Origin of the sequence: Catellatospora bangladeshensis (genome assembly GCF_016862575.1) — a bacterium.
Classification (GTDB): Bacteria; Actinomycetota; Actinomycetes; order Mycobacteriales; family Micromonosporaceae; genus Catellatospora; species Catellatospora bangladeshensis.
This window is the reverse complement of the sequence record NZ_BONF01000047.1, coordinates 26,546-49,394: the sequence shown is the minus strand read 5'-3', so window position 1 is coordinate 49,394 and position 22,849 is coordinate 26,546. Positions and strand designations below refer to the sequence as shown.

The following is a 22,849-nucleotide window of genomic DNA, read 5'->3' as shown; positions in this document are numbered from 1 at the left end:
GATACGGGGACCGGGACCGACGCTACCGGCCCGCCCCACCCGGCGGGATCCCCCGGTAGGCGTACGCCCGCCCGGGCGTGAATCCGAGACGGAACGTGCGTGAACGGATCTGTCACACAACTGTCATGAATCCGCGGGATTACCGCCGTACCGTCCGGGAATCCTCGATTCCCCAGCCACGGGAGGTGCGCGATGACGCGTGGGCGACGGTACGGCCTCGTCGTGGCGGCCGACCGGCTGCCGCCGACCGATCCCGACGACGCCCGCGAGCCCGTCGACGCCGCGCTCGCGTCGCTCCGGCCGCTGGTCGCGGCACAGTCCGGCGCCTGGGCACCGGCCTGCGGCAGGGGCGCGGGCGAGGGCGTGATCGGGGTCGCGCCGCCGCCCGGCGCGGACGCCGCGGCACTGGGCGCACGCCTGCTGCACTCCCTCGACCATCACCAGCCCGCCGACTTCCCGCCCGGCTGGTTCGAGAGCTACCTGTCCGTCAACCGCCGCGTCGCCGCCGCGGTGGCCTCCTCGGCCGCCGGGGCCGCGACCGTGTGGGTGCACGGCCATCAGCTGCAGCTGCTGCCCCGCATGCTGCGCCGCCTGCGGCCCGACCTCACCATCGCGGTACAGCTGCACTGCGCGTTCCCGCCCGCGGAGACCTACGCCCGGCTGCCCGAGCACCGGGCACTGCTGTCCGGGCTGCTCGGCGCGGACGTGGTCGCCCTGCCCCACCCGCGCGCCGTGGACAACCTGCTGGACCTGGCCGGGCGGGTGCACGGCCTGCCGGTCCGCGACGATCGCATCGCCGCCGGGCACCGCGGGGTGCGCGTGGTCGCGTACCCGCTGCCCGCCGACACCGCCGCGGTCCGCCGGCTCGCCGCGTCACCGCAGGTGCAGGCCCTGGCCGCACGGCTGCGAGCGGCGCTGCGGGTGACCGGCCCGGTGCTGCTGTCGGTGGCGGGCTGGGATCCCGCCGACGGCGTCGAGCAGCGCCTGCACGCCTTCGATCGTTTCCTGGCCCGGCACCGCCCGGCCCCGGGCACCGTCACGCTGCTGCACGTGGCATGCGGGCAGCCGCGTACGCCGGCCGAGCACGCCCAGCGCGAGCGGACCGAGCGCCTCATCGCGAAGATCAACGGCAGTCACGCCAGCGTCGGGCAGGCGGTCGTCCATTACGTACGCAGCGATCCGGACCGCCGTGACCTCACCGCGCTCTATCTCGCCTGCGACGGGATGCTGGCCACGCCGACCCACCACGGCGCCGTGGCCGCCGCCCACGAGTTCGCCGCCGCCCACGGCGACCTGGGCGCGACCGTCGTGACCAGCGAGTCGAGCAGCACCTCGGGCGCGCTGCCGGGCGCGATCGTGGTCAACCCGCACGACACCGTCGCCTACGCCGAGGCCGTCGCGCGCGCCGCCGGACTGCGGGGCCCCGCGCCGCTGGCCCGCGACGCGGACCCGCCCGTCGCGCCGGAGACCTGGGCACAGCGCCTGCTGTACGCGGTCCGCGCGCGCGGCGCGGCGCTGCCCGACGCCGGTCCGCTGCCCGGCCCGGCCACGACCGGGGCACGTGCCACCCGCACCCGGCGGCTGCCCGCCGCGCCCGGCCACACCCGCCCCGGCGGGCACGAGCCGGGCTGGCTGCCACTGGCCGCGCGCCGGGCCGCCGGGCGATGATGCGGGGATGGTTGCCGTACTGGTCATCGAAGACGACGACCGTATCCGCCTCTCGCTGACCCTGGCGCTGGAGGACGAGGGATACACGGTGCACGCCGCGGCCACCGCGGAGGAGGGCCTGCTGCGCCAGCGGCGCGAGCCCGCCGACACGGTGCTGGTGGACCTGATGCTGCCCGGCATCGACGGCTTCGAGTGCATCCGCGAGCTGCGCCGCGCCGACGACGTGCCGATCGTGGTGGTCAGCGCCCGCGACGACACGCACGACATCGTGGCCGCGCTGGAGGCAGGTGCCGACGACTACGTGGTCAAGCCGGTGGCCACCAAGGAGCTGACCGCCCGGCTGCGGGCGCTGCGCCGCCGGGCGCGGGCCGCCGGCGCCGGTCCGCGCGCCACGCTGATCGGCGAGCTGGAGATCCGCCCGCAGGCGGGCGAGGTGCTGCTGCGCGGGCAGCCGCTGGCGCTGACCCGCACCGAGTTCCGGCTGCTGTGCGAGCTGGCCGAGCACGCCGGGCAGGTGCTGTCCCGCCAGCAGCTGCTGGAACGGGTGTGGGAGTACGACTTCGGCGACGAGCGCCTGGTCGACGTCCACGTCGGACGGCTGCGGCACAAGCTGGAGGACGACCCGGGCGCCCCCGCGCGGCTGGTGACCGTACGCGGCCTCGGCTACAAACTGCAGCGATGATCCGGCGGCCGGGGCTGCGGGCACGGGTCACCGCGGGCTTCGCGGTGGGGGCGCTGGGCGCGTCCACCGTGGTGGGGGTGCTGTCGTACCAGCTCACGGAGCGTTTCCTGCTGGCCGAGCGGGAGGCGTCGGCGGTGCGCGCGGTGGCGCAGGACGCCCGGATCGTGGCGGCCGGCCTGGACGCCGAGCCGCCGGACGCGCTGGCCGCGCTCAGCTCGCTGGACACCGGCCCCAACCGGCGTGCGCTGATCCGCCGCGACGGGCGCTGGTACTCCAGCAAGGCCGACACCGCGAACACCATCGAGGACATCCCCGTGGAGCTGGTCGGCCTCGCCGAGCAGGGCCGCCCGGCGATCCAGCGGGTGCGCGTCGCGGGCACCCCGGCCATGGTCGTCGCGATGCCGCTGAGCGGCGACACCTACCTCTACGAGGTCGACTTCATGCGGGAGCTGGACCGCTCGCTGAAGGTGCTGGCACTGGTGCTGACCATGGTCGCGGCCGTCACGACCGGGGCCGGGGCGCTGCTGGGCTCGTGGGCCGCCCGGCGGGTGCTGCGCCCGCTCACCTCCATCGCCGACGCCGCCCGCGAGATCGCCGCCGGGGACCACAGCACCCGGCTCGACCCGGCCGCCGAACCGGAGCTGGAACGGCTCACCACCTCGTTCAACCTGATGGTCGACCAGCTCTCCCGGCGCATGGAGCGCGACCGCCGGTTCGCCGCCGACGTCAGCCACGAGCTGCGCTCGCCGCTGCAGACCCTGGCCAACGCGGCCAGCGTGCTGGCCCGCCGCCGGGCGCACCTCGACCAGCGCACCGCGACCGCGGCCGCCCTGCTGGCCGAGGAGGTGGCCCGGTTCCAGGTGCTGGTCACCGACCTGATCGAACTGTCCCGCAGCGACCGCCACGCCGACCGCGCGGCCGTGGACGTGCCCGCGCTGGCCCGGCGGCTGTGCCAGGCGCGCGGGCTGCCGCCCGATCTCGTCGGCACCGCTCCGGCCACCGACGCGATCTGGCAGGTGGACCGCCGCCGCATCGAGCAGATCCTGGCCAACCTGCTCGACAACGCGCAGCGCCACGGCGGCGGGGTGGTCGCGGTGCGGCTGGCCCGCCGCGACGGCGCCTACCTGATCCAGGTCGACGACGACGGCCCGGGGGTCAGCCCCGACGACCGGGAGGCGATCTTCGACCGGTTCGTGCGCGGCCGCTCCGGCGCCCGCGGCGACGGCGACGGCACCGGCCTGGGACTGGCACTGGTCGCCCAGCACGCCGAAGCGCACGGCGGCCGGGCCGGGGTCGCCGACCGGCCCGGCGGCGGGGCCCGCTTCGAGGTCGTCCTGCCCCGGGTGCCCTCATGACCGGCTACCGGAACGCGCGGTGGCGCTCGCTGCTCGCGGCGCTGCTCCTGGCCACGACGGCGGGCGCGGCCGGATGCGGGGTGCCGACCGAGGACGCGCCGCGCGTCATCGAGCAGCCCGTGCCCGGCCGCACCCCGTCCACCGCCCCGGCCGTCGCCGCCTCCGGGCCTGCGTCCGAGCGGCTCTACCTGGTGCGGGACGGTGCGCTGGTCGCGGTGCAGCGGCGGCTGCCCCGCGAGCCCGATCCGCAGCACCTGCTGGCCGACCTGCTGGCCGGGCCGACCGAGGCCGAGCAGGCTCGCGGGCTGCGCAGCGCGCTGGCCGGCAGCGACGTGGTGGTGTCGGTGGACGTCTGGGGCGTGACCGCGTACGTCGAGATCCCGGCCGCGATCGAGGGCACCGGCCGCAACGACGACGTGCTCGCCTTCGGCCAGATCGTGTGCACGCTGACCAGCCGGGCCGGCATCGAGCGCGTCGTGTTCACCCGCCGGGGCGCGGCGATCGGGGTGCCGCTGCCGGACGCGTCGCTGAGCCAGGACCCGCTGCGCGCCGCCGACTACGCCGGGCTGATCGCCGACGCGTGACCGCCCAGTCGATCTAGTCTGGCAGGGTGACCGAGACCGTCGCGGTCGACCTGGACCGGCACGTCTACGGCCAGGCCGACGCCCCGATCACGCTGGTGGAGTACGGCGACTTCGAGTGCCCGTACTGCGGGGCCGCCGCGCCCGTGCTGCGGCGGCTGATCGACGAGTCGGGCGGTATGGTGCGGCTGGTCTACCGGCACTTCCCGCTGTTCACGGTGCACCCGTTCGCGCTGACCGCCGCGCTGGCCGCCGAGGCCGCCGGTGACCGCTTCTGGGAGATGCACGACCTGCTGTTCGCCCACCAGAGCCGGCTCACCGACCCGGACCTGGAGAACTACGCCGCGATGCTGGGCGTGGGCTCGGTGACCGGCGAGTCCGCCCAGCCCTTCCAGCCCGCCATCGCCGCCGACTACAACTCGGGCGTGGCCGCGGGCGTACGCGGCACCCCCACCCTCTTCGCCGACGGCCGGCTCTACCAGGGCAAGGTCGAGATCTCCGCGCTCCGCAGCGCGCTGGGGATGCACCACTGACCTCAGCGCTCGCTGAGCGTGGGATCGCGCCAGGGGCCGGTGGGCAGCTCGGGCATGGCCTCGTCGTCGTCGACGGTGCACAGGGGCAGGCGCTCGCCGAGGCAGCGCAGCGCCAGCGAGCCGAGCACCGCCGCCAGCAGCGAACCCGCCAGCACGCCGATCTTCGCCTCGGCCTGCAGCAGCGGGTCGTCGAAGGCCAGATCAGCGATGAACAGCGAGATGGTGAAGCCGATGCCGGCCAGCAGCGCGCCGCCGAGGAGGTGGCCGTAGCGCACCCGGCCGGGCAGCTCGCCCCAGCCGGTGCGCAGCCCGATCGCCGCGCCGATGCTGATGCCGACGGACTTGCCGACCACCAGCGCCACCACGATGCCGATGGTCACCGGCGAGGTCATCGCCCGGCTCACCGTCTCGGCGTCCAGCCGCACGCCCGCGTTGGCCAGGCCGAACACCGGGATCACCAGGAACGCGCTCACCGGGTGCAGCGCGTCCTGCAGCCGGTCGTTGGGCGGCACGGTGGCCCGCGCGGCCGCCGCGGCCAGCCGCGCCCGCACCGCGTCGGCGCGCTCGATCACCGCCCGGCCGAAGTAGCGCAGCCGCTCGACCTGCTCCGGCTCGACGGGCGTGGCGGGCACCAGCAGGCCGACCACCACCCCGGCCAGCGTCGCGTGCACGCCCGAGACGAACACCGCCACCCACAGCAGCATGCCGACCACCACGTACGGCTGCAGCTGCCAGACCCGGGCCCAGCGCAGCGCCACCAGCGCCAGCGTGAGCACGAACGCCGCCAGCAGCGCGGGCACCGACACCGAGTCGGTGTAGAACACGGCGAGCACGAGAATCGCCCCGATGTCGTCGGCGATCGCGAGGGTCAGCAGGAACAGCCGCAGCTGGTCCGGACAGCGCGGCCCGAACAGCGCCAGCACGCCGACCAGGAACGCGGTGTCCGTGGAGATCGGCACGCCCCAGCCGTGCAGCGCGGGCGGGGACGGGTTGAACGCCACGTAGATCAGCGCGGGCAGGACCAGGCCGCCGATCGCGCCCAGCACGGGCACCACCACGGTGCGCGGCCGTCTCAGCTCCCCCACGGTGACCTCACGGCTGATCTCCAGCCCGACGGTGAGGAAGAACAGCGCCATCGCCAGGTCGTTGACCCAGTGCCGCAGGTCAAGGTCGATGGCCAGGTCGCCGACGCGCACGGACGCCTCGGTGTGCCAGAACTCCTCGTACCCGCCGCCGGGGATGTTCGCCCAGATCAGCGCCAGCACGGTGGCGATCAGCAGCAGCAGGCCGCCGCCGGCCTCGGTGGCCAGGAAGCGCTGCAGCGGGAACGACACGTGCGGCACCGGGATGGACACGCGCGGCGACGGGCCGGGCCGCGGCGGCAGCGAGGCCGTGTTCGGCCGGCTCACCACGGCATGTCCCCGATCGGCTGTTCCGTCACGTTGTCATGATCTCGCCCGGCGCCGGTCCGGCTCGGCGGTTTCGCCGACCTGCTCGCCGCTCAGGCGTCCTCCGGCGGGCGCAGGGCGGCGGCGAACCGGGCCGCGACCTCGGCGACCGCCGCGCGCAGCTCCGGGCCCTGCTCGACACGGAACGGCAGGGGCACCGTCGCCAGCCACTCCTGCGCGTACATCGCGGGGTTGCTGGTGCTGCCGACGAGCACGCACCCGTCCCCGTCCGGTTCGAGCCGTCCCATGGGCGGCCGGATCCACCGCGCCACCTGGTCCGTCGGCGCATCGAAGCGCACCCGGACGGCGAACTCCCAGCCGACGCCGAGGTTGTCCTCCAGCGCGGCGACCGGGTCCAGATCGTCCGGCGGCACGAACAGGCCGCCGGTCTGCCGCACGGCGCGGATCCGGTCGATGCGGTAGGTGCGCACCGCGTCCGCGCGATGCGAACGGCACAGCAGGTACCACCGCCCGTGCCGGACCACCACCGCCCACGGGTCCACGTCGGCGTCCCACTCCCGGCCGCTCTCGCTGCGGTAGGTCACGCTCACCCGCCGCCGCGCGGCCGACGCGGCCACGAGCGCGCTGGTCGTGGCGGGCTCGGGCCGGGCCGGATACCGGTCCGGGGTGGCGGCCGCGTGCTCGCGCAGCACCGCCGCCTGGCGGCCGATCCCCTCCGGCAGCGCCTGGATCACCTTGCCGAGCGCCGCGCCGACCGGGTCGTCGGCGTCGGCCGCCGCCGGATGTCCGTCGAGCACCGCCATGACCAGTCCCAGCGCCTCGGCCTGGGTGAACACCACCGGGGGCAGCCGTGCCCCGCGCCGCAGCCGATAACCGCCGTGCGGGCCGCGGGCCGACTCGACCGGAATGCCCGCCTCGCGCAGGATGCCGACGTAGCGGCGCGCGGCCCGCTCGGTCACGCCGAGGCGTTCGGCCAGTTCAGTGGCGGTCGTGCCGGGCCGGGTCTGCAGCACCTCCAGCGTGAGCAGGGCGCGCGCGGTCGGGCTCGTCTCGGTCGACACGTTCCGAAGACTAGGCAACCTCCTCGCGTACCGGAAGCCGATCGTCCGGAATTGGGCCTAGGTTGGTGCTCGTGACCGCGTTCAAGGGGCCGGGACCTCGCCCGTCGCCGCCGAACGTGATCTGAACGCACTGGAGAAAGGCAACCGACGTGGACATCCTGCTCATCGCCGGCCTGTGGCTGGACGGCTCCGCCTGGGACGGCGTCGCGCCCGCGCTGGCGGACCTCGGCCACCGGCCCGTGCCCATCACGCTGCCCGGCCAGGGCGACGGCGCGACTGACGCCACCCTCGACGACCAGGTCGCGGCGGTGCTCGCCGCCGTCGACGCGGCCGACGGCAACCCCATGGTCGTCGGCCACTCGGCCGCCTGCACCCTGGCCTGGCTGGCCGCCGACGCCCGCCCCGAGCGGGTCGCCAAGGTCGCGCTCATCGGCGGCTTCCCCAACGCCGACGGGCAGCCCTACGCCGCCTTCTTCGAGGTGGAGAACGGGGTCATGCCGTTCCCCGGCTGGGGCCCGTTCGCGGGCGCGGACACCGCCGACCTGGACGAGCAGGCCCTGGCCGCCATCGCGAGCACCATGGTCGACGTCCCAGGCGAGGTGGCCACCGGCGTGGTACGGCTGACCGACGAGCGGCGCTACGACGTGCCGGTCCTGATGATCTGCCCCGAGTTCACCCCCGACCAGGCCCGAGAGTGGATCGCCGCCGGTGACCTGCCCGAACTCGCTCGTGCCAAGCACGTCGACTTCGCCGACATCGACTCCGGGCACTGGCCCATGTTCAGCCGGCCGGACGAGCTGGCCCGCCTGATCGCCGCAGCCGCCACCGGCGCCTGACGGCACGGCCGGAGCGCCGTTCCCGCAGCACGGGGGTGCGGGAACGGCGCTCCGGTCACGACACGGTCAGGGCGTCGGCCACACGACTCCGGCGGCGCCGCCGCCCCGGCGTACCGGCTCGGCGGCCGCGAGCAGCCTGCCGTGGCCGAGGAACTCGATGCCGGTCGCGGCCCCGATCTCCGGGCTGGGCCCGAACACGTGACCCAGCGCGGTCAGCCCGGGGATGTCCGGGGCGAACTCCGCCTCGGCCAGCACCGAAGCCGAGTTGCGCTGCGTCGCCCGCGCGGCGGCCACCGCCTCCGGCAGGGTCATGCCCAGGTCCAGGCGGTTCACCAGGATCTGCAGCACCGTCGTGATGATCGTCGAGCCGCCGGGCGTGCCCACGGCCAGGAACGGCTTACCGTCCTTCAGGACGATCGTCGGCGCCATCGAGCTGCGCGGCCGCTTGCCCGGAGCGGGCAGGTTCGGGTCCGGGGCGGTGCCCTGCGTCGGGGTGAAGTTGAAGTCGGTCATCTCGTTGTTGAGCAGGAAGCCGCGGCCCGGCACCACCATGCCGTTGCCGCCGGTCTGCTCGATGGTCAGCGTGTACTCGACGACGTTGCCCCAGCGGTCGGCCACGGTCAGGTTGGTCGTCGACTGGCCCTCCAGCACGGCGGCGCCCGGCGCGACCGTGCCGCAGCCGGTGTAGGTCCCGTCGGGCTGACCCGGCGCGACCGGCTTGACCAGCGCCTGCGCCGGGTTGATCTGGCACGCCCGCTCCTTGGCGAACCCGTCCGACAGCAGCTCGTCCAGCAGCGCCCGGGGCGTCTGGTCGCCGACGTAGCGGTTGCGGTCGGCGAACGCGAGCGCGCTCGACTCCAGGTAGTGGTGCAGCGCCTCGGTGTGCGACAGCGCGCTCAGGTCGGTCTGCTCCAGGATGTTGAGCGCCTCCCCGACGGCCTGCCCGCCGCTGGACGGGGTCGGCATGCCGTACACCTCGTAGCCGCGGTAGCGGATCCGCGTCGGCTCGGGCGTGCGCACCCGGTACGCCGCCAGGTCGGACAGCGCCATGGTGCCGGGGCGGATCGGGTAGGCCCAGGTGCCGACGGGCACGTCGGCCACCGGCGGGTGCTGCACGGTGTCCACGATGTCGCGGGCCACCGCGCCCCGGTAGAACACGCCGGTGCCGTGGCGGGCGATCAGCCGGTAGGTGTCGGCGAGGTCCGGGTTGCGGAACACCGAACCGGCCGCGGGCGGCTGCCCGCCAGGCAGGTAAAGCTCCGCCGTGGACGAGAACTGCCCGAACGCGGCCGCGTTGTCGCTGATCTGGGTGCGGAACGTGTTGTCGACCAGGAAGCCCTTGTCGGCGACCTTCGCCGCCGGGCGCAGCGCGTCGGCCAGGTCGGTGGTGCCCCAGCTGCGCAGCGCCTTCTCCCAGGTGGCCAGGGTGCCGGGCACGCCCGCGGAGATGCCGCTGACCCGCGCCTCCGGGAACGCGAACGGCAGCCCGGTGGCCGGGTCCACGAACGCGGTCTCGGTCATCGTCATCGGCGCGGTCTCGCGGCCGTCGATGGTGTACACACGCCGGTCGCGGGCGCTGTAGTAGACGAAGAACCCGCCGCCGCCGATGCCCGCCGAGAACGGCTCGGTGACCCCGAGCGTGGCGGCCGCGGCGATCGCGGCGTCGACCGCGTTGCCGCCCTTGCGCAGCACTTCCAGGCCGGCCGCGGTGGCGTCGGCGTCCACGGTGGCCACCGCCCCGCCGTACCCGACGGCGGTCGGCTGCTTGGGCGGGGCCGACGGCGGCGGCGAGGGCGATCCGGCGTACGCCGGTGCGGTGAGGACCGTCGAGGCCAGGGCGGTGGCGGCGAGCAGGGCGAGCGCACGGTGGTGACGCGGTCTCACAGGTTCCCTCCCGGATCGGATCAGATCGATGCCCTCACCGTATGCCGGGACGCCGCCGAGCGCATGCCGGCCGCGCCGCCACCAGTCTCTCAGAACCGGCGGGTGAACGGCTCCGGCTTGCGCATACGCACCAGGAGCAGCAGCGGGAGCAGCACGTACGGCAGGTTGAAGGCGAGGAACTTGGCCGGGTTCGGGGTCTGCCACTGCGGCTCGCCGAAGAACTCCACCCCGAACACGATGATCCCGGTGATCGTCGAGATCATCGTCGCGTAGATCACCGCCGGGAGCTGGATCCAGTTGCGGCCGCGCAGCAGCGCGTATACCAGCACCACGTAGAACGGCATGTAGACCAGCGCGGACAGGCCGGTCACGATGCGCATCCACACCGGCGGGTCCATGAACAGCGGGTCGGTGTCGTGGGCGTACCAGTGATTGGCGTTGAGGATGAAGTTGTCCGACGGCTCGCTGAAGTCGAAGCCGAGGGTCGGCATCAGGTCGGCGATCAGCGAGGTGATCGTGAACGCGCTGAACACGACCGCGAAGAAGACGTCGATCCGGCGCTCGCGCAGGGGCAGGTTGGCGCTCATGGGGGTGTCCTCAATCGATACGAGGTTGATCGAATGCCGTGCAATGTACTGCCCGGCACCGCCCGGCGACACCCCTGTTCAGGCGGCTCCGAACCGCTCGACGAAGCGCCGCTGCCACGGCGTCTCCACGGCCCGGCGGTCGTAATGGGCCCGCACCCAGCCGACCGCCTCGGCCGCGGGCACCCCGTCGAGCACGGCCAGGCAGGCCAGCGCGGTGCCGGTCCGGCCGCGCCCACCGGCACAGGCGAACTCGACCCGCTTCCCTTCTGCCCGGCGCAGGGCCTCGGCCAGCACCTCGGGCAGCGCGGCCGGGTCGGCGGGCAGCCGGAAGTCGGGCCAGCGCACCCATCGCGCGTCCCAGGCGGTGCCCGGCGGCTCGTGCCCGAGCAGGTAGACGCCGTACTCGGGCAGCGGCCCGTCCGGCAGCGGCCGGCTCAGGCCGCGCCCGCGCACCAACCGCCCCGACGGCAGCCGCAGCACGCCCGGCGCGCCGATCTCCCAGAAACCCATCCGCCGACCCTAACCACCGGCCGCGGTCCCCCGCACGGCCATGGCCCCACCGGCGCGACCGCCCTACGCTGATCGCACCCACGCCTAGGAGACATGTGAATGGACCACGGCCGAACGCCGGCGCCGCCTGAAGCCGGACCGCGCAGCCGCCGCCTCCGCGCCGGGATCGCACTGGCGCTCGGCGCGCACCTGGCGACGATCCTGGTGGCATGGCCGCTCGCCCTGCTCTACCCGAAAGAGGCGGTCGATGGCGGCTTCGGCGAGCACCCCGCGCCACTCGACGTGTATCTCCCTGCGCTGATCTCCGGGCAGGCCGTGCTGGCGACCGTCGCACTCGGGTACGGCATCGCCGGTGCGGTGCGCCGCAACGGCGGGATCGGGCTGGGCGTGCTCACCGGCTGGGTCGCTGGCCTGCTGCTCTGTCCGGGCGCCGCCTATTTCGTCGGGCTCACCCTGGTGCGGATCTACTGAACCGCGCCGGGCGGTCTCAGAGGTCGACGAGTTCGACCCGCACCGCGGCGGTGTCGCCCACGTCGAGGCGCTGCGCCTTGCGTACGGCCCGCTTGACCGGCAGCACGTAGCAGCCGCTCCCGCTGTCCGGGAAGATCGAGGTGGCCCAGGTGCTGGTGCCGATGGTGACCTTCACCCGCACCGCGCCGAAGCCACGGCGCGGCCCGGTGGCCAGCTCGCGGACGTCCTCGGACGCCTCGGCGGGCAGGCTGACGAACGTCCAGCTCTCGTCGCGGCGGGCATCCCACAGCCACAGCTCGGCCTCGAAGTCCACGATCACCGCCCCAGCATCACACGCCGGTCCGACAATGTCCGGCCTGGCCTTCCGCGGGGGCAGCCGAGCCCGTAAGCTCCCTCGCCATGATCTTCTCGCGCCGTCGTGACCCGTCCTCCGGCATCAGGGACTTCTGGGCCGCCTGGCCGGGGTTGCGTGCCCGCGCCGAGGCCGCGTTCGCGGCGAAGGAGGTCGACCACGACCTGGTCCGCGAGGTGTCCAAGCGGGTGGACGCCATCCACAGCGACCTGGAGTGGGAGTTCAGCAAGGGCCGCACCGCGCAGCACGCGTTCATCGTCAGCGCGGCCGGCGACCCGGCGCTGCGCGCGATCGCGCACCGCTGGCAGCTGGCCGCGCCCGCACCCGACGCCACCTGGGAGTATCACGGCGCCCGCCAGGCCGAGCCGGAGATGCTCGACGGGGCGTTCGAGGCGGACGGGGTGCGGCTCCAGCTCGCCGAGCTGCGCTACGGGTTCGCGCTCGACGAGCCGCGCCACGAGTACGACGTCGTGGTGTACCACCCGGCCTTCGTCTCCATGCCCGAGCAGCACCGCCTGCGCCTGGCGTACCTGTCGCTCACCTGGCTGCTCGGCGAGGACGGGGTGGAGATCTGGATCGGCACCATCGACGCCACCGTCGCCGAACTGGACGGGGCGCTGCCCGGGACGGCGCTGGCCGAGGCGGTGTCCGCGCTCGCCGGTCAGTTCGACGAGGACAGCTGGGCGGTGCTCGGCACCCCGGAGACGGCCGCCGTGCCCCGCATCGCGACGGTCCAGCAGCCGCTCAAGCCCGCCCGCCGGCCGTCGTACGACACCCACGTCGGGGTGACGCTGCCGTTCCGGGCGACCGGCAACGGCCTGCCGGAGCAGGACTCGCTGGACGCGCTGCGCGCCTTCGAGGACAGCCTGGCCCCGCTGCTCGACGGTGCCGAGCTGATCGCGCACGAGACCGGGGAGAACGTCCGTACGCTGCACATCTACGGCGACTCGACCCGCTTCGCGGCCAAGCCCCTGGAGAAGCACGCCGGATCGTGGCGGGAGGGCCGGGCGAAGGTCCGCACCAGCACGGATCCGGCCTGGGAGCGGGTGCGCCACCTGCGGCCCTGAGCCGGGCGGAGGTCAGCCGAGGCGGTCGTCGAAGTCCGGGCCGAGGGCGGTCAGCCTGGTGCGGGCCGAGCTGTCCCCGGTCAGCCGCCAGCGCAGGAAGTCCGTGGTGGCGTCGGCGACCCGCGCCCAGTCCGGGTCGGACGGGAACATGAACGGGTTGCGGTGGGTGCCCAGCGGCAGCGTCAGGAACGCCTTTGGCCAGGGCACCGCCTCGTACGCCGCCCGCCCCTGGTCGATGGTGACCACCCGGTCGCCGAGCCCGTGCACGAACAGCAGCGGCGCGGGCTCGCCCTGGAATCCGGTGCCCACGTCACGCGCGCTGCCGGCCAGCACGATCCCGGCCTTGAGCCGCGGGTCGCGCCACCTGCCGAGCGCGCCGACGGTCGTCATCCCGCCGAGCGAGTGCCCGCCCGCCGCGATGCGGGCCGGGTCGAGGCGGCCGTGCAGCGGGTCACCCGGCTGCTCCGCGCGGGCCAGCAGGGCGTCGATGACGGCCGTGACGTCGGCCGGCTGCTTGAGCAGGTCCATGATGTCGAGCTTCGCGGCGGCGCCGTGGGTGTACGGGAACGTCGGCGCGGCCACCGCGAATCCGGCCTTCGCCCAGTGGTCCAGCAGGTCGGTGTACTCCGCGACGTGGCAGGTGTAACCGTGCACGAACACGAGCAGCGGATGCCGCCCGCCACCGCCCGGCAGGCGCACCTCGGTCGGCAGCGGCCGGTCCGGCCCGTTGGCCAGGTCGAGCCGCAGCACCGACGGCGGCGCGGGCGACGCCGGTGGAGCGGGTGCGCCGCAGCCCGCCACGAGCAGCAGCCCCACAGCGGTGATCAATGTCCTCCGGCGCACCCGAACCTCCCCGTCCGTCCTGTAGGGAGATACCGGCTGGGGTCCGGGTGCGGTTGCCCTAGGTGCGCAAGGTGTGCCGCGGTGATCTGCCGTACTCCTCGCGGTACACCGCGGCGAACCGGCTCAGGCTGGCGAAGCCCCAGCGCCGGGCCACGTCGGCGACGGTGTCGCCGCGCGCCGGGTCGGCCGCGAGCAGGTCGCGGTGGGCCCGCTCCAGCCGCACCCGCCGCAGGTACGACATCGGGGTCGTGTCGGCATGCCGGCTGAACGCGGCCTGCAGCCCGCGGGAGGAGATCCCGGCCGCCTCGGCGATGTCCTCGACGGTGACCGGCTCGTGCGCGTGCGCGTCGATGAACGCCACGGCGCGGCGCAGTGCGGCCGGCGCCACCCGGCCCGGCTCGGCCAGGTGCCCGACCGACGTGGCGGTGTTCGGGAAGGTGGCGACGGCGACGGAGGCGGCCAGGTCCACCGCGGCGCTGTACACCAGCGGGTTGGCCAGCGCCGAGTCCGGCGCGGAAAGCACGTGGTACAGGTAGGCCATGGTGTCGCGCCAGTGCCGGGCCGCGTGCGGCGACACCGGCGACAGGCCGTCGAAGCGGAAGTCGGCCACCGCGATGCCGGTGGACCGGGCCGCGACCCGGGCAACCCGCTCGATGGGCAGGCGCAGCAGCCGCACGTCCAGCTCACTCCAGCGCACGGTGAACGGGACACCCGTCGGGTAGAGGAACGCCTCGCCGCGGCCCGGCCGCAGCTCGGCGCGCCCGGCCCGGATGGTGATCGACGGGCTCAGCGGCACGCCGAACATCAGGTACGTCAGCGGGTCGACGGTGTTCTCCACGGCGGCCGTGTGCCGCACGCTGTCCATGGCCAGCTCCCCGGCGCCCACGGTGTGCTGCCGGTACACGAACTCCCCGGATGGGCCGAACAGGCGATGCCGGTGGTCGACGTACGTGTCGCGCAGGACCTGGTGTGCCACCTCCAGGTCCCGTGTCGTGTACTCCAGCGCGCGCACCCGCGGTGACCCGCCGTCTGTCATTACCCACCCCCGACGCCACGGCCCGCCCGCGCTGTCGGTGTCAGGCGTGCCTAACCTCCAAACGACGGGGTGGGCGCGGGGGTGCTGCCCGGCCTCCGCACGGTGATCACGGCGCCCTCGTGCCGGGCCTGCTCCGCGGCGAACGTGGCCAGGTGGGAGTTGAGCGTCGCGGCCGGGCCGGACAGGATGCGGTCGCGCTCGCCGGTGGCCACCGCTGCGGTGAACGCGTCCATCAGCCCGGCGTCGCCGCCGCCGTGCCCGCCCGCGGCGTCCGCCCCGCCGGCCGTGGCCGGGTCGTGGCTGGTCGCGGTGCCGGTGACGAAGTCGTGAACGGTGATCGCGGTGCCCTCGCAGACCAGCTCGCCGCGGGTGCCGAAGATCCGGGTGCGGCGGTGGCCGCCGGTGTTGAACGCGTTCATGGTGAACACCGCACTGACCCCGCCGGCGAACTCCATCGCCACCACCTGGTGGTCGACCACGTCGTTGTCGCAGGCGTACACGCAGCGCCCGTAGGGCCCCTCGCGCAGCGCGGCGGTCAGCGCCTCCTCGGTGAACACAGGCGTGACCACGCTCAGCGGCCAGCCGTGGTCGCCGCGGGCGAGCCGGTCGCGGTAGAGGCGCGGGGCGGAGTAGGGACAGCCCGGCTCGACCGCGCAGTCGAGGCAGCGGTCGGCGGCGCCTTCGGGGCGGTGCTCGGGGCGGAAGTGGCGCAGCCCGCCGAAGCTGGACACGCGGGTGATGTCGCGGCCGACGACGTGCTGGAGCCAGTCGATGTCGTGGCACGACTTGGCCAGCAGCATGAAGCTGGACAGGTCCTCGCGGCGCCAGTTGCCGCGTACGAACGAGTGCGCCTGGTGCCAGAACCCGACCGGCTCGTGGTGCTGCACCGACATCACCTCGCCGATCGCGCCGCCGTCGAGCAGGCTCTTGACCAGCCGGGTGTACGGCGCGTAGCGCAGCACATGGCACACGGCCAGCATCACGCCCGCCTCGGCGACCGCGTCGACGATGCGCACACACTCCTCGGGGGTCGGCGCGAGCGGCTTCTCCAGCATGATGTGCAGCCCGCGCCGCGCGGCGGCGATGGCGGGGGCGGCGTGCCCGGAGTCCTGGGTGGCGATGAGGACCGCGTCGACGTCCAGCGCCGGATCGGCCAGCAGCTCCGCCCAGCCGGGGTGCTGCGCGGCCGGGGCGATGTCGTGGTCCCGCGCGAAGCGCTCCCGGCGCTCGGCGTCCGGTTCGGCGACGGCGACCACCCGCGCCCGGTCCGGGTGCGCCAGCGCCCACCGCGAGTACGCGTTGCCGCGGTCACCGGCGCCGATGAGAGCGAGTCGGACTGGCTGCACGGTGGGACCTCCGGGGCGATGATCAGCTCCGGGCCACTATAGGAACCGGTTACCTGCGCCACAAGTCCCAGCCTGACCAGCATGATCGCCGGTTCGTGTCGAAAGGTGCGGTCAGACCCGACCTTTCGACACGAACCGGCGATCATCCTAGGGGGCGGGCGGTCAGACGCCCTTGGTGAAGGTGTCGCACTGGCGGCCGTCACCGGTGCGGTAGCCGGTGTTGAACCAGTCGCTGCGCTGCTTGGCCGTGCCGTGGGTGAACTTGGACTCGTCCACCGGCGCGCCGGAGCGCTCCATGATCTTGTCGTCGCCGATCGCGGCAGCCGCTTCGAGCGCCTGGTCGATGTCCTGCTGGGTGACCGACTTGAAGATCGGCTGGCCCTTGGCGTCCTCGGTCTCGGTCGCGTGCTTGGCCCATACCCCGGCCAGGCAGTCGGCCTGCAGCTCCAGCTTCACCGACAGCGCGTTGGCGTTGCCGGGGTCGCGCTGGGACTCGCGCTGCACCTGCTCCGACGTGCCGAGCAGGTTCTGCAGGTGGTGGCCGTACTCGTGGGCCAGCACGTACGGCTGGGCGAACTGGCCGTCCGCGCCGAACCGGCTGGCCAGCTCGTCGTAGAAGGACAGGTCGATGTAGACCTGGTTGTCGGCGGGGCAGTAGAACGGCCCCACGCCGCTGTCGGCCGAGCCGCAGGCGGTGTTCACCGCCTGGGAGAAGAAGACCGTGTCGGTCTGCTGGTACGCCTGGCCGAACGTCTGCGGCATCGCCTCGCGCCAGTACGCCTGGATCGAGTTGATGTAGAGCGCGTTGCGGCACTCCGAGTGCTCCAGCCGGTCCGGGTTCGCCGTCGAGCAGGTCTCGCTGACGCCGGGACCGCCGGCGTCGCCACCGCCGCCGAGCATCTGCGGGCCGAGGAACGCCCCGGCCAGCGCCAGGCCGATCACCAGCAGCGTGCCGATGATCCCGCCGCCGCTCGTGGGGATCGGGATGGGGATGCCGCCACCGCCGAAGCTCCGGCCCCCACCGCCGCCACCCCGGGCGTCGGTCACCTGGCTGGTGTCGATATCCGCGTTCTCGTTGAGGGTCATGGCGCGGGGATACCCCGCGCCATGCCACCAGTAACCGCTGGTCAGCCGCCGGGCGCGTAGTCGACGACGGCCACCCGGCAGACCGGCTCGCCCTCGACGACGACGGCGTGGATCTCCCGGTAGCCGGGCCCGGCCTCGCCGGTGACGATCCGGAAGTACGGCTGGCCGTCGCCGATCCCGACGAAGTTGTCCGGCAGGTCCACCTCGGCCAGCGAGTTCCACTGGTGCTCGTCGCGGAACGTGGGCGCCGGGTCGGCGGTGTAGCGCTGGTAGTTCTCCCCCAGCCAGACGGCGGCGGCCCGGGTGCACGAGCCGTAGTAGGTGCTCTCGTAGTCGTGCCGGGCCTCGGCGTAGCCGCCGACCAGCGGGTTGAAGTACGAGTACTCGTACGGGTAGATGCGGGCGGAGGCGTAGAGCACCTCGACCTGGCCGAGCACCGCCAGGACGAGCAGCGACCAGGCCAGCGCGGTGCGCCCGGACGCGAACGCCTGCCGGATCCAGCGCACCAGCAGCACCGCGCCGAGCACGATCAGGCCCGGGGCCACGAACAGGAACTGCCGCAGGCTGTTGTACAGCGTCGAGTGCGCCCCGATGATCAGCGCGAGCGGCACCAGGATGTACGCGCCGACCAGCAGCAGCCGCCCGTCCACGCCGGTGCGCCGGACCAGCGCCACCGCCCCGGCCACCACCGCCGCCGCGGTGAGCGCCACCACCGGCAGTGGCGAGCCGATCACCAGCCACCAGGGCGCGTAGTACCAGGGCAGCTGGGTGGAGCGCACCATCTCGCCGCCGAAGCGGATCTCGTTGTCCCAGTCGTACTTCGCCATCGACTCGACCGAGGCGAGCAGGCCGTCGGTCGGGTTGGTCAGCAGGTACGGCCACAGCAGCGACATCACCAGGTAGGCGGTGGTGCCGATGGCCAGCAGCGCGGTGATCTGGTTGGTGATCTCCGACCGCAGCTCCCGGCCGCGCAGCCTACGGCCGTGCAGCATCCAGTAGCCGCCCGCCACCAGCGCCAGCAGCCCGAACCACAGCAGCGCGTTGACCCGGATCGAGGCCGCGAATCCGATGGCCGCGCCGATCGCGCCCAGCTCCAGCACCTCGCCGCGCCGGTCGGGCTCCTGCCAGCGGCGCATCAGCCGCAGCACCAGCCAGAGCACCAGCACCATCGCCACGGCCAGCGGGATGTCCTTGGAGTTGTTCATCATCTGGCCGGTGTAGCGCGGGTACAGCGCGAGCCCGAGCGCGGCGGCGAACCCGGCCCACGCCCCGGTCACCCCGCGGCCGGCCAGCTCCCGCGCGGCCAGCCCGATGATCAGCATGCCGAGTACGCCGAACAGCCCGTTGACGATCGTGCGGGTCTGCCACACCTCGCCGGTGAGGTGCTGGAAGAACGCCACGATCAGCTCGAACCCGGCGCCGTGCTGCGGCATGTAGAGGTAGTCCGGGAAGTCGAGGAAGGAGCGGTCCTCGGTGCCGGACAGGTAGAACTTCAGCACCCGGGCGCCGTAGTCGTCCTGCATGTACTCGTCGTAGGTGCGGCCGTGGAAGCGGCCCTGCGCGATCGTGAACCAGGTCATCACCAGCAGCAGCACGCCGGTCAGGGCGTACGGCAGCCGGACGCCCCGCCACCACGGCGCCGCCGGCTCCGGTGCCTGCGGCTGGGGCGGAACCCGGTCCGGGGACGCGGACACCGGCTCGACATCGACATCGGACACGTGGCTGCTCCTGAGCACTCGGGGATAGAACGGCCGTACGGGCCGGTCACGGCCCGCGTACCACGAGGAAGCTCGATGCCGGCCCGGATCGGCGCCGTGCTCCACCGCAGGATTGTCGCTTAGCACCCGCCTCGGCACCAGTCGGCGGCGCGCCGCTCAGCCGCCGAGCCGCCCGGCGGCCAGGCGCACCGTGAAACCGTGCGGGTCACGCTGCAGCGACACATGCGTACACAGCTGATGGGCGAGCCACAGACCCATGCCGCCGGGGCGGGGGCCGGGCACCAGGCCGGCCATCGGGTCGGCGGGGCCGGGCCCGGCGTCGGCGACGCTGACCACCAGCCGCCCCGGTCCGGTCCAGGCTCGCAGCCGCACCGGCGGGCGGCCGTGCAGCCAGGCGTTGGTCACCGCCTCGCTGACCGCGACCAGCAGCGCCTGGAGGTCGTCGACGCTGACCCCGGCCGCCTGCCGCAGGGCCGCGACCGCGTCGCGGGCCGGGCCGGGCTGCGGATCGGCCAGGTCGAGGACGGGCGCATCCTGCTCCAGCGGGTCCCGCCACGCCCCGACCCCGGGGACGAACTCGCCCGGCTCCTGGTACGCCGGGTCGCGGTAGTGGCCGCCGGGCACCGCGCGGTACGGGTGGGTGCGGCGCACGTCGTCGACCACGCGCGGCGGGGTGTGGCGGACGTCGTAGGGGCACAGGGCCCACACCGGCAGCCCGGCCCACGCGGTGTTGACCGCCGACTCGTAGCGCGCCCACCAGTCCCACTGCTCGCGCAGCCCGTGGTACGACACCTCACCGGTGACCCGGATCCGCTGCGCGCCGCTCGCCAGCAGGTCGCCGAACAGCTCCCGGTACTGCTTGAGCGCGAGCGCCGGGCGCGCGTACTGCTCGCCGCCGTCGAGGAACAGCACCCCGCTGTCCGGCCCCAGCGCGCCGGACAGCAGCTCGCGCTGCCGGGGGCCGTACGCGACCACCACCGGCTCGTCCGCGGCCAGCCCACGGCGCACGAACGGCACGACGACGTCCAGGAACTCCCGGTCGGAGCCGGGGAACGCGGCCTCGTGGACGAAGCCCGCAGGCGCGCCGGGCCTCATGCGGCAGACCCCTGCGGCCTGGCGACATGGAGAGCCATGATCACTACGGCCGCCTGGTGCACGGGCCAAAGGTAACAGGCGCGCACCTCAGAGGCGAGGTCAGCTCACCTCCGCGGCCGTGAGCGGCTCACTCGGCGGGCTCGCCGCTCAGGTGCGTGTACACCCCGGCGACCTGCAGCACCCGCAGCGCCATGCCCGTCGTGTTGACCAGCCGCATGCCGCACCCGGCCGCGGTGACGTCCGCGCGGGCGCGCACGAACGCCCTGATCCCCGACGAGTCGATGAACGTCACGCCGCTCATGTCCACGACCACGGGCAGCCCCGGGTGGTCCCCCGCCGCCCCGGTGAGCCACCGGTGCAGCTCGTCGGCCACGGCGAGATCGACCTCGCCGGCCAGCGCGACCCGCACCTCACCGTCCGCGGCGGCGATGAGGTGGCTGAGCTGAGGAGGTGTCGCGGTCACGCGAAAGGTTGTAGCACACACGTCCGCCTCCGCGCTCCCCGGCGGGGGCCGCGTTCAGCCGCCGACGTGGATGCCCGGACGGCGGGCGGGCTCCACCTCACGCTGCCGCAGGATCTCCCGGACCACGGGCGGGGTGTCGCCGCGGCCCAGGATCAGGTAGCGGAACAGGTGGGTCAGCGGCGAGCCCTCGGACCACTCGAAGTAGCAGTGCGGGCGCACCCCGGTCGCGTCGCGCAGCGCGAGCAGCACCGCGGCGATCGCGTTCGGCGCGGCCGGGGCGTTCACCCGCAGGACGCGGTACGGCCCCACCTGCGCGCCGGTGACGTGCAGCACGTTGGTGAACTGCGACGGGTCCACCACGTCGATCTCCAGGAACAGCACGTCCGCGCGCCCGGGCACCGGGTTCATGCCGCGCTGCTCGGCCTCCTTGGCCGCGTACTCGGCGATGTCACCGTCCTGACGGCGGTTGGCGATCAGGTTCAGCGCGCCGTCGTGCGCCAGCGACTCGGTGACGAACCGCCGCGCGCGGTTGTCGAACTCGATGTGCTCGACGCGCAGCTCGGTGGTCCGGGTCGCGCGCGAGACCAGCGAGATCACGACGATCGCGCCGATGAACATGGCCGAGATCGCGATGCCGTCCGGCTTCTCGTGGATGTTCTCGCCGAGGGCGTACAGCAGGATCAGGGTGAGCACGGCGAACCCGGCGGTGGCCGCCCGCCGCCGGTGCCGCCAGGCCGAGATCGTCACCGCGACGCTGCCGGACACCATCATCGCCAGGATGCCGGTGGCGTACGCGCCCGCCTGCGCCTCGACGTCGGCCCCGAACGCGATCGTCACGCCGACGCACACGACGGTGTAGACCAGCACCACCGGCCGGACCGCGCGGCCCCACTCCGGCGCCATGCCGTAGGACGGCAGGTAGCGCGGCACGATGTTGACCAGCCCCGCCATCGCCGACGCGCCCGCGAACCACAGGATCAGGATCGTGCTGACGTCGTAGACGGTGCCGAAGCCCTCACCCAGGTGCTCGTGCGCCAGGAAGGCCAGCGCCCGGCCGTTGGCCGCCCCGCCCGGCTGGAACTCCTCCGCCGGGATCAGCACCGTGGTGACGAAGCTCGTAGCCAGCAGGTACACCGACATGATCAGCGCGGCGACGGTGAGCAGCTTACGGGTGTTGCCGATCCGCGCGATCAGCCGCTGCCGCGTGTCCGCTCCGTCGGCCTTCACGAGGGGCATCATGCTCACGCCGGTCTCGAACCCGGACAGGCCCAGCACCAGCAGCGGGAACGCGAGGATCGCGGGGCCCATCACGCCGCCGAAGCCGCCGCCGCCGCTGGTCAGTGCATCGGTCCAGCCCGACCAGGCCCCCGGCGTGGTGAACACCTCCACCAGGCCCGCCACCACGATGATCGCGTTGAGGCCGAGGAACACCGCCACCAGCGGGATCGCCACACCGACCGCCTCGCTGAAGCCGAGCAGGAACACCCCGCCCAGGATCAGCAGCAGGATGACCGTGATCGCGACCGCGTGGCCCTCCAGGAAGTGCGGGGCCAGGGGATTCTCCAGCAGGTGCACCGACGCGTCGGCAGCCGACAGGGTGATCGTGATGATCCACGAGGTGGCCACGAACCCGAGCAGCACCAGCACGAAGATCTTGCCCCGCCAGAACGGCAGCAGGTCCTCCAGCATCGCCACCGAACCCTGCCCGTGCGGGCTCTCCCTGGCCACCCGCCGGTACATCGGCAGCATGCCCAGCAGCGTCAGCGCCACGATCAGCAACGTCGCCAGCGGCGACAGCGCCCCCGCCGCCGTCGCCGCGATCGCCGGCAGGTAGGCCAGCGTGGAGAAGTAGTCGACGCCGGTCAGGCACATCACCTTCCACCACGCCTGCGGCGTGGCGTGATTCTCGTCGGACTCGGGACCGACCGGCTGCACGCGGTGCTGCAGCAGCCAGCGGCTCAGCCCTCCCGCAGGGTCCGGGGTCCGGACCGGGCTGTCCACGACGGCGGGAATGGCGTACTCGACGGCGTCGCCCGTCGTGGCGGTGTCGCTGCTCATGACCTTCCGATACCAACCTGAACCCGAATCACAACAGCGCACACCATAGGCCCGCGTGTCATGCCGCGCGAGCCCCACCCGCGCGCGCCGGGACTGTCGGGATCGGTGTGTAGTGTGCCGGTCGGCAGGCCGTAGCGCAGAGGTCGTCGCGCCACTTCGCGCAGTTGGAGGACGCCGGTTCGAATCCGGCCGGCCTGCCGCCTTTCAG

At 73.8% G+C, this 22,849-nt stretch carries 22 protein-coding genes and 1 tRNA gene; 9 read left to right on the top strand and 14 right to left on the bottom strand.

Features of this window, described 5'->3' with window-relative positions:
- The first annotated feature begins 192 nt into the window (after window positions 1–192).
- From Cba03nite_RS33800 to Cba03nite_RS33780, 5 genes are read left to right on the top strand one after another with little or no spacing between them, the layout of a single operon-like run.
- On the top strand, window positions 193–1,668 hold the full coding sequence (locus tag Cba03nite_RS33800) for a trehalose-6-phosphate synthase (RefSeq protein ID WP_203755343.1): 1,476 nt from the start codon (window positions 193–195) through the stop codon (window positions 1,666–1,668).
- A 7-nt stretch (window positions 1,669–1,675) separates the two neighbouring features.
- Complete coding sequence (locus tag Cba03nite_RS33795; RefSeq protein ID WP_203755340.1) at window positions 1,676–2,350, top strand: response regulator transcription factor; 675 nt, start codon at window positions 1,676–1,678, stop codon at window positions 2,348–2,350.
- The gene (locus Cba03nite_RS33790) at window positions 2,350–3,705 is read left to right on the top strand and encodes an ATP-binding protein (RefSeq protein ID WP_373315789.1); all 1,356 of its coding nucleotides are present in this window, start codon (window positions 2,350–2,352) and stop codon (window positions 3,703–3,705) included. The genes Cba03nite_RS33795 and Cba03nite_RS33790 overlap by 1 nt, the downstream gene beginning before the upstream one ends.
- Window positions 3,702–4,289, top strand: coding sequence for a GerMN domain-containing protein (locus tag Cba03nite_RS33785; RefSeq protein ID WP_203755334.1), 588 nt, complete (start codon window positions 3,702–3,704; stop codon window positions 4,287–4,289). The genes Cba03nite_RS33790 and Cba03nite_RS33785 overlap by 4 nt, the downstream gene beginning before the upstream one ends.
- A 26-nt stretch (window positions 4,290–4,315) precedes the next feature.
- Complete coding sequence (locus Cba03nite_RS33780; RefSeq protein ID WP_203755331.1) at window positions 4,316–4,819, top strand: DsbA family protein; 504 nt, start codon at window positions 4,316–4,318, stop codon at window positions 4,817–4,819.
- A gap of 2 nt (window positions 4,820–4,821) precedes the next feature.
- Here Cba03nite_RS33780 and nhaA read toward each other — a convergent pair whose 3' ends face one another.
- Window positions 4,822–6,231 carry a Na+/H+ antiporter NhaA gene (nhaA, locus tag Cba03nite_RS33775; RefSeq protein WP_203755328.1) on the bottom strand — a complete coding sequence of 470 codons (1,410 nt, stop codon included), beginning with the start codon at window positions 6,229–6,231 and terminating at the stop codon, window positions 4,822–4,824.
- Window positions 6,232–6,320: 89 nt separating this feature from the next.
- Window positions 6,321–7,289: a helix-turn-helix transcriptional regulator gene (locus Cba03nite_RS33770; RefSeq protein WP_203755325.1), complete on the bottom strand. Its 969-nt coding sequence runs from the start codon at window positions 7,287–7,289 to the stop codon at window positions 6,321–6,323.
- Between the two features lie 149 nt (window positions 7,290–7,438).
- Here Cba03nite_RS33770 and Cba03nite_RS33765 point away from each other — a divergent pair, with 149 nt between their 5' ends.
- Window positions 7,439–8,125, top strand: coding sequence for an alpha/beta fold hydrolase (locus Cba03nite_RS33765; protein WP_203755323.1), 687 nt, complete (start codon window positions 7,439–7,441; stop codon window positions 8,123–8,125).
- Window positions 8,126–8,191: 66 nt separating this feature from the next.
- Here Cba03nite_RS33765 and ggt read toward each other — a convergent pair whose 3' ends face one another.
- The 3 genes from ggt to Cba03nite_RS33750 all read right to left on the bottom strand — a co-directional run bounded on the left by ggt (window position 8,192) and on the right by Cba03nite_RS33750 (window position 11,106).
- Window positions 8,192–10,009 carry a gamma-glutamyltransferase gene (gene ggt, locus Cba03nite_RS33760; protein WP_239126218.1) on the bottom strand — a complete coding sequence of 606 codons (1,818 nt, stop codon included), beginning with the start codon at window positions 10,007–10,009 and terminating at the stop codon, window positions 8,192–8,194.
- Window positions 10,010–10,098: 89 nt separating this feature from the next.
- The gene (locus tag Cba03nite_RS33755; RefSeq protein WP_203755321.1) at window positions 10,099–10,596 is read right to left on the bottom strand and encodes an EXPERA domain-containing protein; all 498 of its coding nucleotides are present in this window, start codon (window positions 10,594–10,596) and stop codon (window positions 10,099–10,101) included.
- Window positions 10,597–10,674: 78 nt separating this feature from the next.
- Window positions 10,675–11,106: a protein-tyrosine phosphatase family protein gene (locus Cba03nite_RS33750; protein WP_203755319.1), complete on the bottom strand. Its 432-nt coding sequence runs from the start codon at window positions 11,104–11,106 to the stop codon at window positions 10,675–10,677.
- A gap of 99 nt (window positions 11,107–11,205) precedes the next feature.
- Between Cba03nite_RS33750 and Cba03nite_RS33745 the strand changes: the two genes are divergently transcribed.
- Window positions 11,206–11,577 (top strand): hypothetical protein, encoded by a 372-nt coding sequence (locus Cba03nite_RS33745; protein ID WP_203755317.1) that lies wholly within the window; start codon window positions 11,206–11,208, stop codon window positions 11,575–11,577.
- 16 nt (window positions 11,578–11,593) lie between these two features.
- Here Cba03nite_RS33745 and Cba03nite_RS33740 read toward each other — a convergent pair whose 3' ends face one another.
- The gene (locus Cba03nite_RS33740; protein ID WP_203755315.1) at window positions 11,594–11,896 is read right to left on the bottom strand and encodes a DUF1905 domain-containing protein; all 303 of its coding nucleotides are present in this window, start codon (window positions 11,894–11,896) and stop codon (window positions 11,594–11,596) included.
- Between the two features lie 80 nt (window positions 11,897–11,976).
- Between Cba03nite_RS33740 and Cba03nite_RS33735 the strand changes: the two genes are divergently transcribed.
- Entirely contained in the window at window positions 11,977–12,996 is a 1,020-nt protein-coding gene (locus tag Cba03nite_RS33735; protein ID WP_203755313.1) for a DUF695 domain-containing protein, read from the top strand.
- A 12-nt stretch (window positions 12,997–13,008) separates the two neighbouring features.
- Here Cba03nite_RS33735 and Cba03nite_RS33730 read toward each other — a convergent pair whose 3' ends face one another.
- The 8 genes from Cba03nite_RS33730 to Cba03nite_RS33695 form a co-directional block, all read right to left on the bottom strand.
- Entirely contained in the window at window positions 13,009–13,824 is an 816-nt protein-coding gene (locus Cba03nite_RS33730; RefSeq protein WP_203755311.1) for an alpha/beta hydrolase family protein, read from the bottom strand.
- A gap of 73 nt (window positions 13,825–13,897) precedes the next feature.
- A complete protein-coding gene (locus tag Cba03nite_RS33725; protein WP_203755308.1) occupies window positions 13,898–14,875 on the bottom strand; it encodes a helix-turn-helix transcriptional regulator in 978 nt (325 codons plus the stop codon).
- Window positions 14,876–14,925: 50 nt separating this feature from the next.
- Window positions 14,926–16,221 carry a Gfo/Idh/MocA family protein gene (locus tag Cba03nite_RS33720; RefSeq protein ID WP_203755305.1) on the bottom strand — a complete coding sequence of 432 codons (1,296 nt, stop codon included), beginning with the start codon at window positions 16,219–16,221 and terminating at the stop codon, window positions 14,926–14,928.
- Window positions 16,222–16,383: 162 nt separating this feature from the next.
- The gene (gene ypfJ / locus Cba03nite_RS33715) at window positions 16,384–17,307 is read right to left on the bottom strand and encodes a KPN_02809 family neutral zinc metallopeptidase (RefSeq protein WP_203755303.1); all 924 of its coding nucleotides are present in this window, start codon (window positions 17,305–17,307) and stop codon (window positions 16,384–16,386) included.
- A 41-nt stretch (window positions 17,308–17,348) separates the two neighbouring features.
- The gene (locus Cba03nite_RS33710) at window positions 17,349–19,025 is read right to left on the bottom strand and encodes a hypothetical protein (protein ID WP_203755301.1); all 1,677 of its coding nucleotides are present in this window, start codon (window positions 19,023–19,025) and stop codon (window positions 17,349–17,351) included.
- A gap of 156 nt (window positions 19,026–19,181) precedes the next feature.
- Window positions 19,182–20,120 (bottom strand): anti-sigma factor RsbA family regulatory protein, encoded by a 939-nt coding sequence (locus tag Cba03nite_RS33705; RefSeq protein ID WP_203755299.1) that lies wholly within the window; start codon window positions 20,118–20,120, stop codon window positions 19,182–19,184.
- A 127-nt stretch (window positions 20,121–20,247) separates the two neighbouring features.
- A complete protein-coding gene (locus Cba03nite_RS33700) occupies window positions 20,248–20,583 on the bottom strand; it encodes an STAS domain-containing protein (protein ID WP_203755297.1) in 336 nt (111 codons plus the stop codon).
- Window positions 20,584–20,637: 54 nt separating this feature from the next.
- Window positions 20,638–22,641 (bottom strand): APC family permease, encoded by a 2,004-nt coding sequence (locus Cba03nite_RS33695; protein ID WP_203755294.1) that lies wholly within the window; start codon window positions 22,639–22,641, stop codon window positions 20,638–20,640.
- A gap of 125 nt (window positions 22,642–22,766) precedes the next feature.
- Here Cba03nite_RS33695 and Cba03nite_RS33690 point away from each other — a divergent pair.
- Window positions 22,767–22,839: transfer RNA gene (locus Cba03nite_RS33690), tRNA-OTHER, on the top strand.
- Window positions 22,840–22,849: the final 10 nt, after the last annotated feature.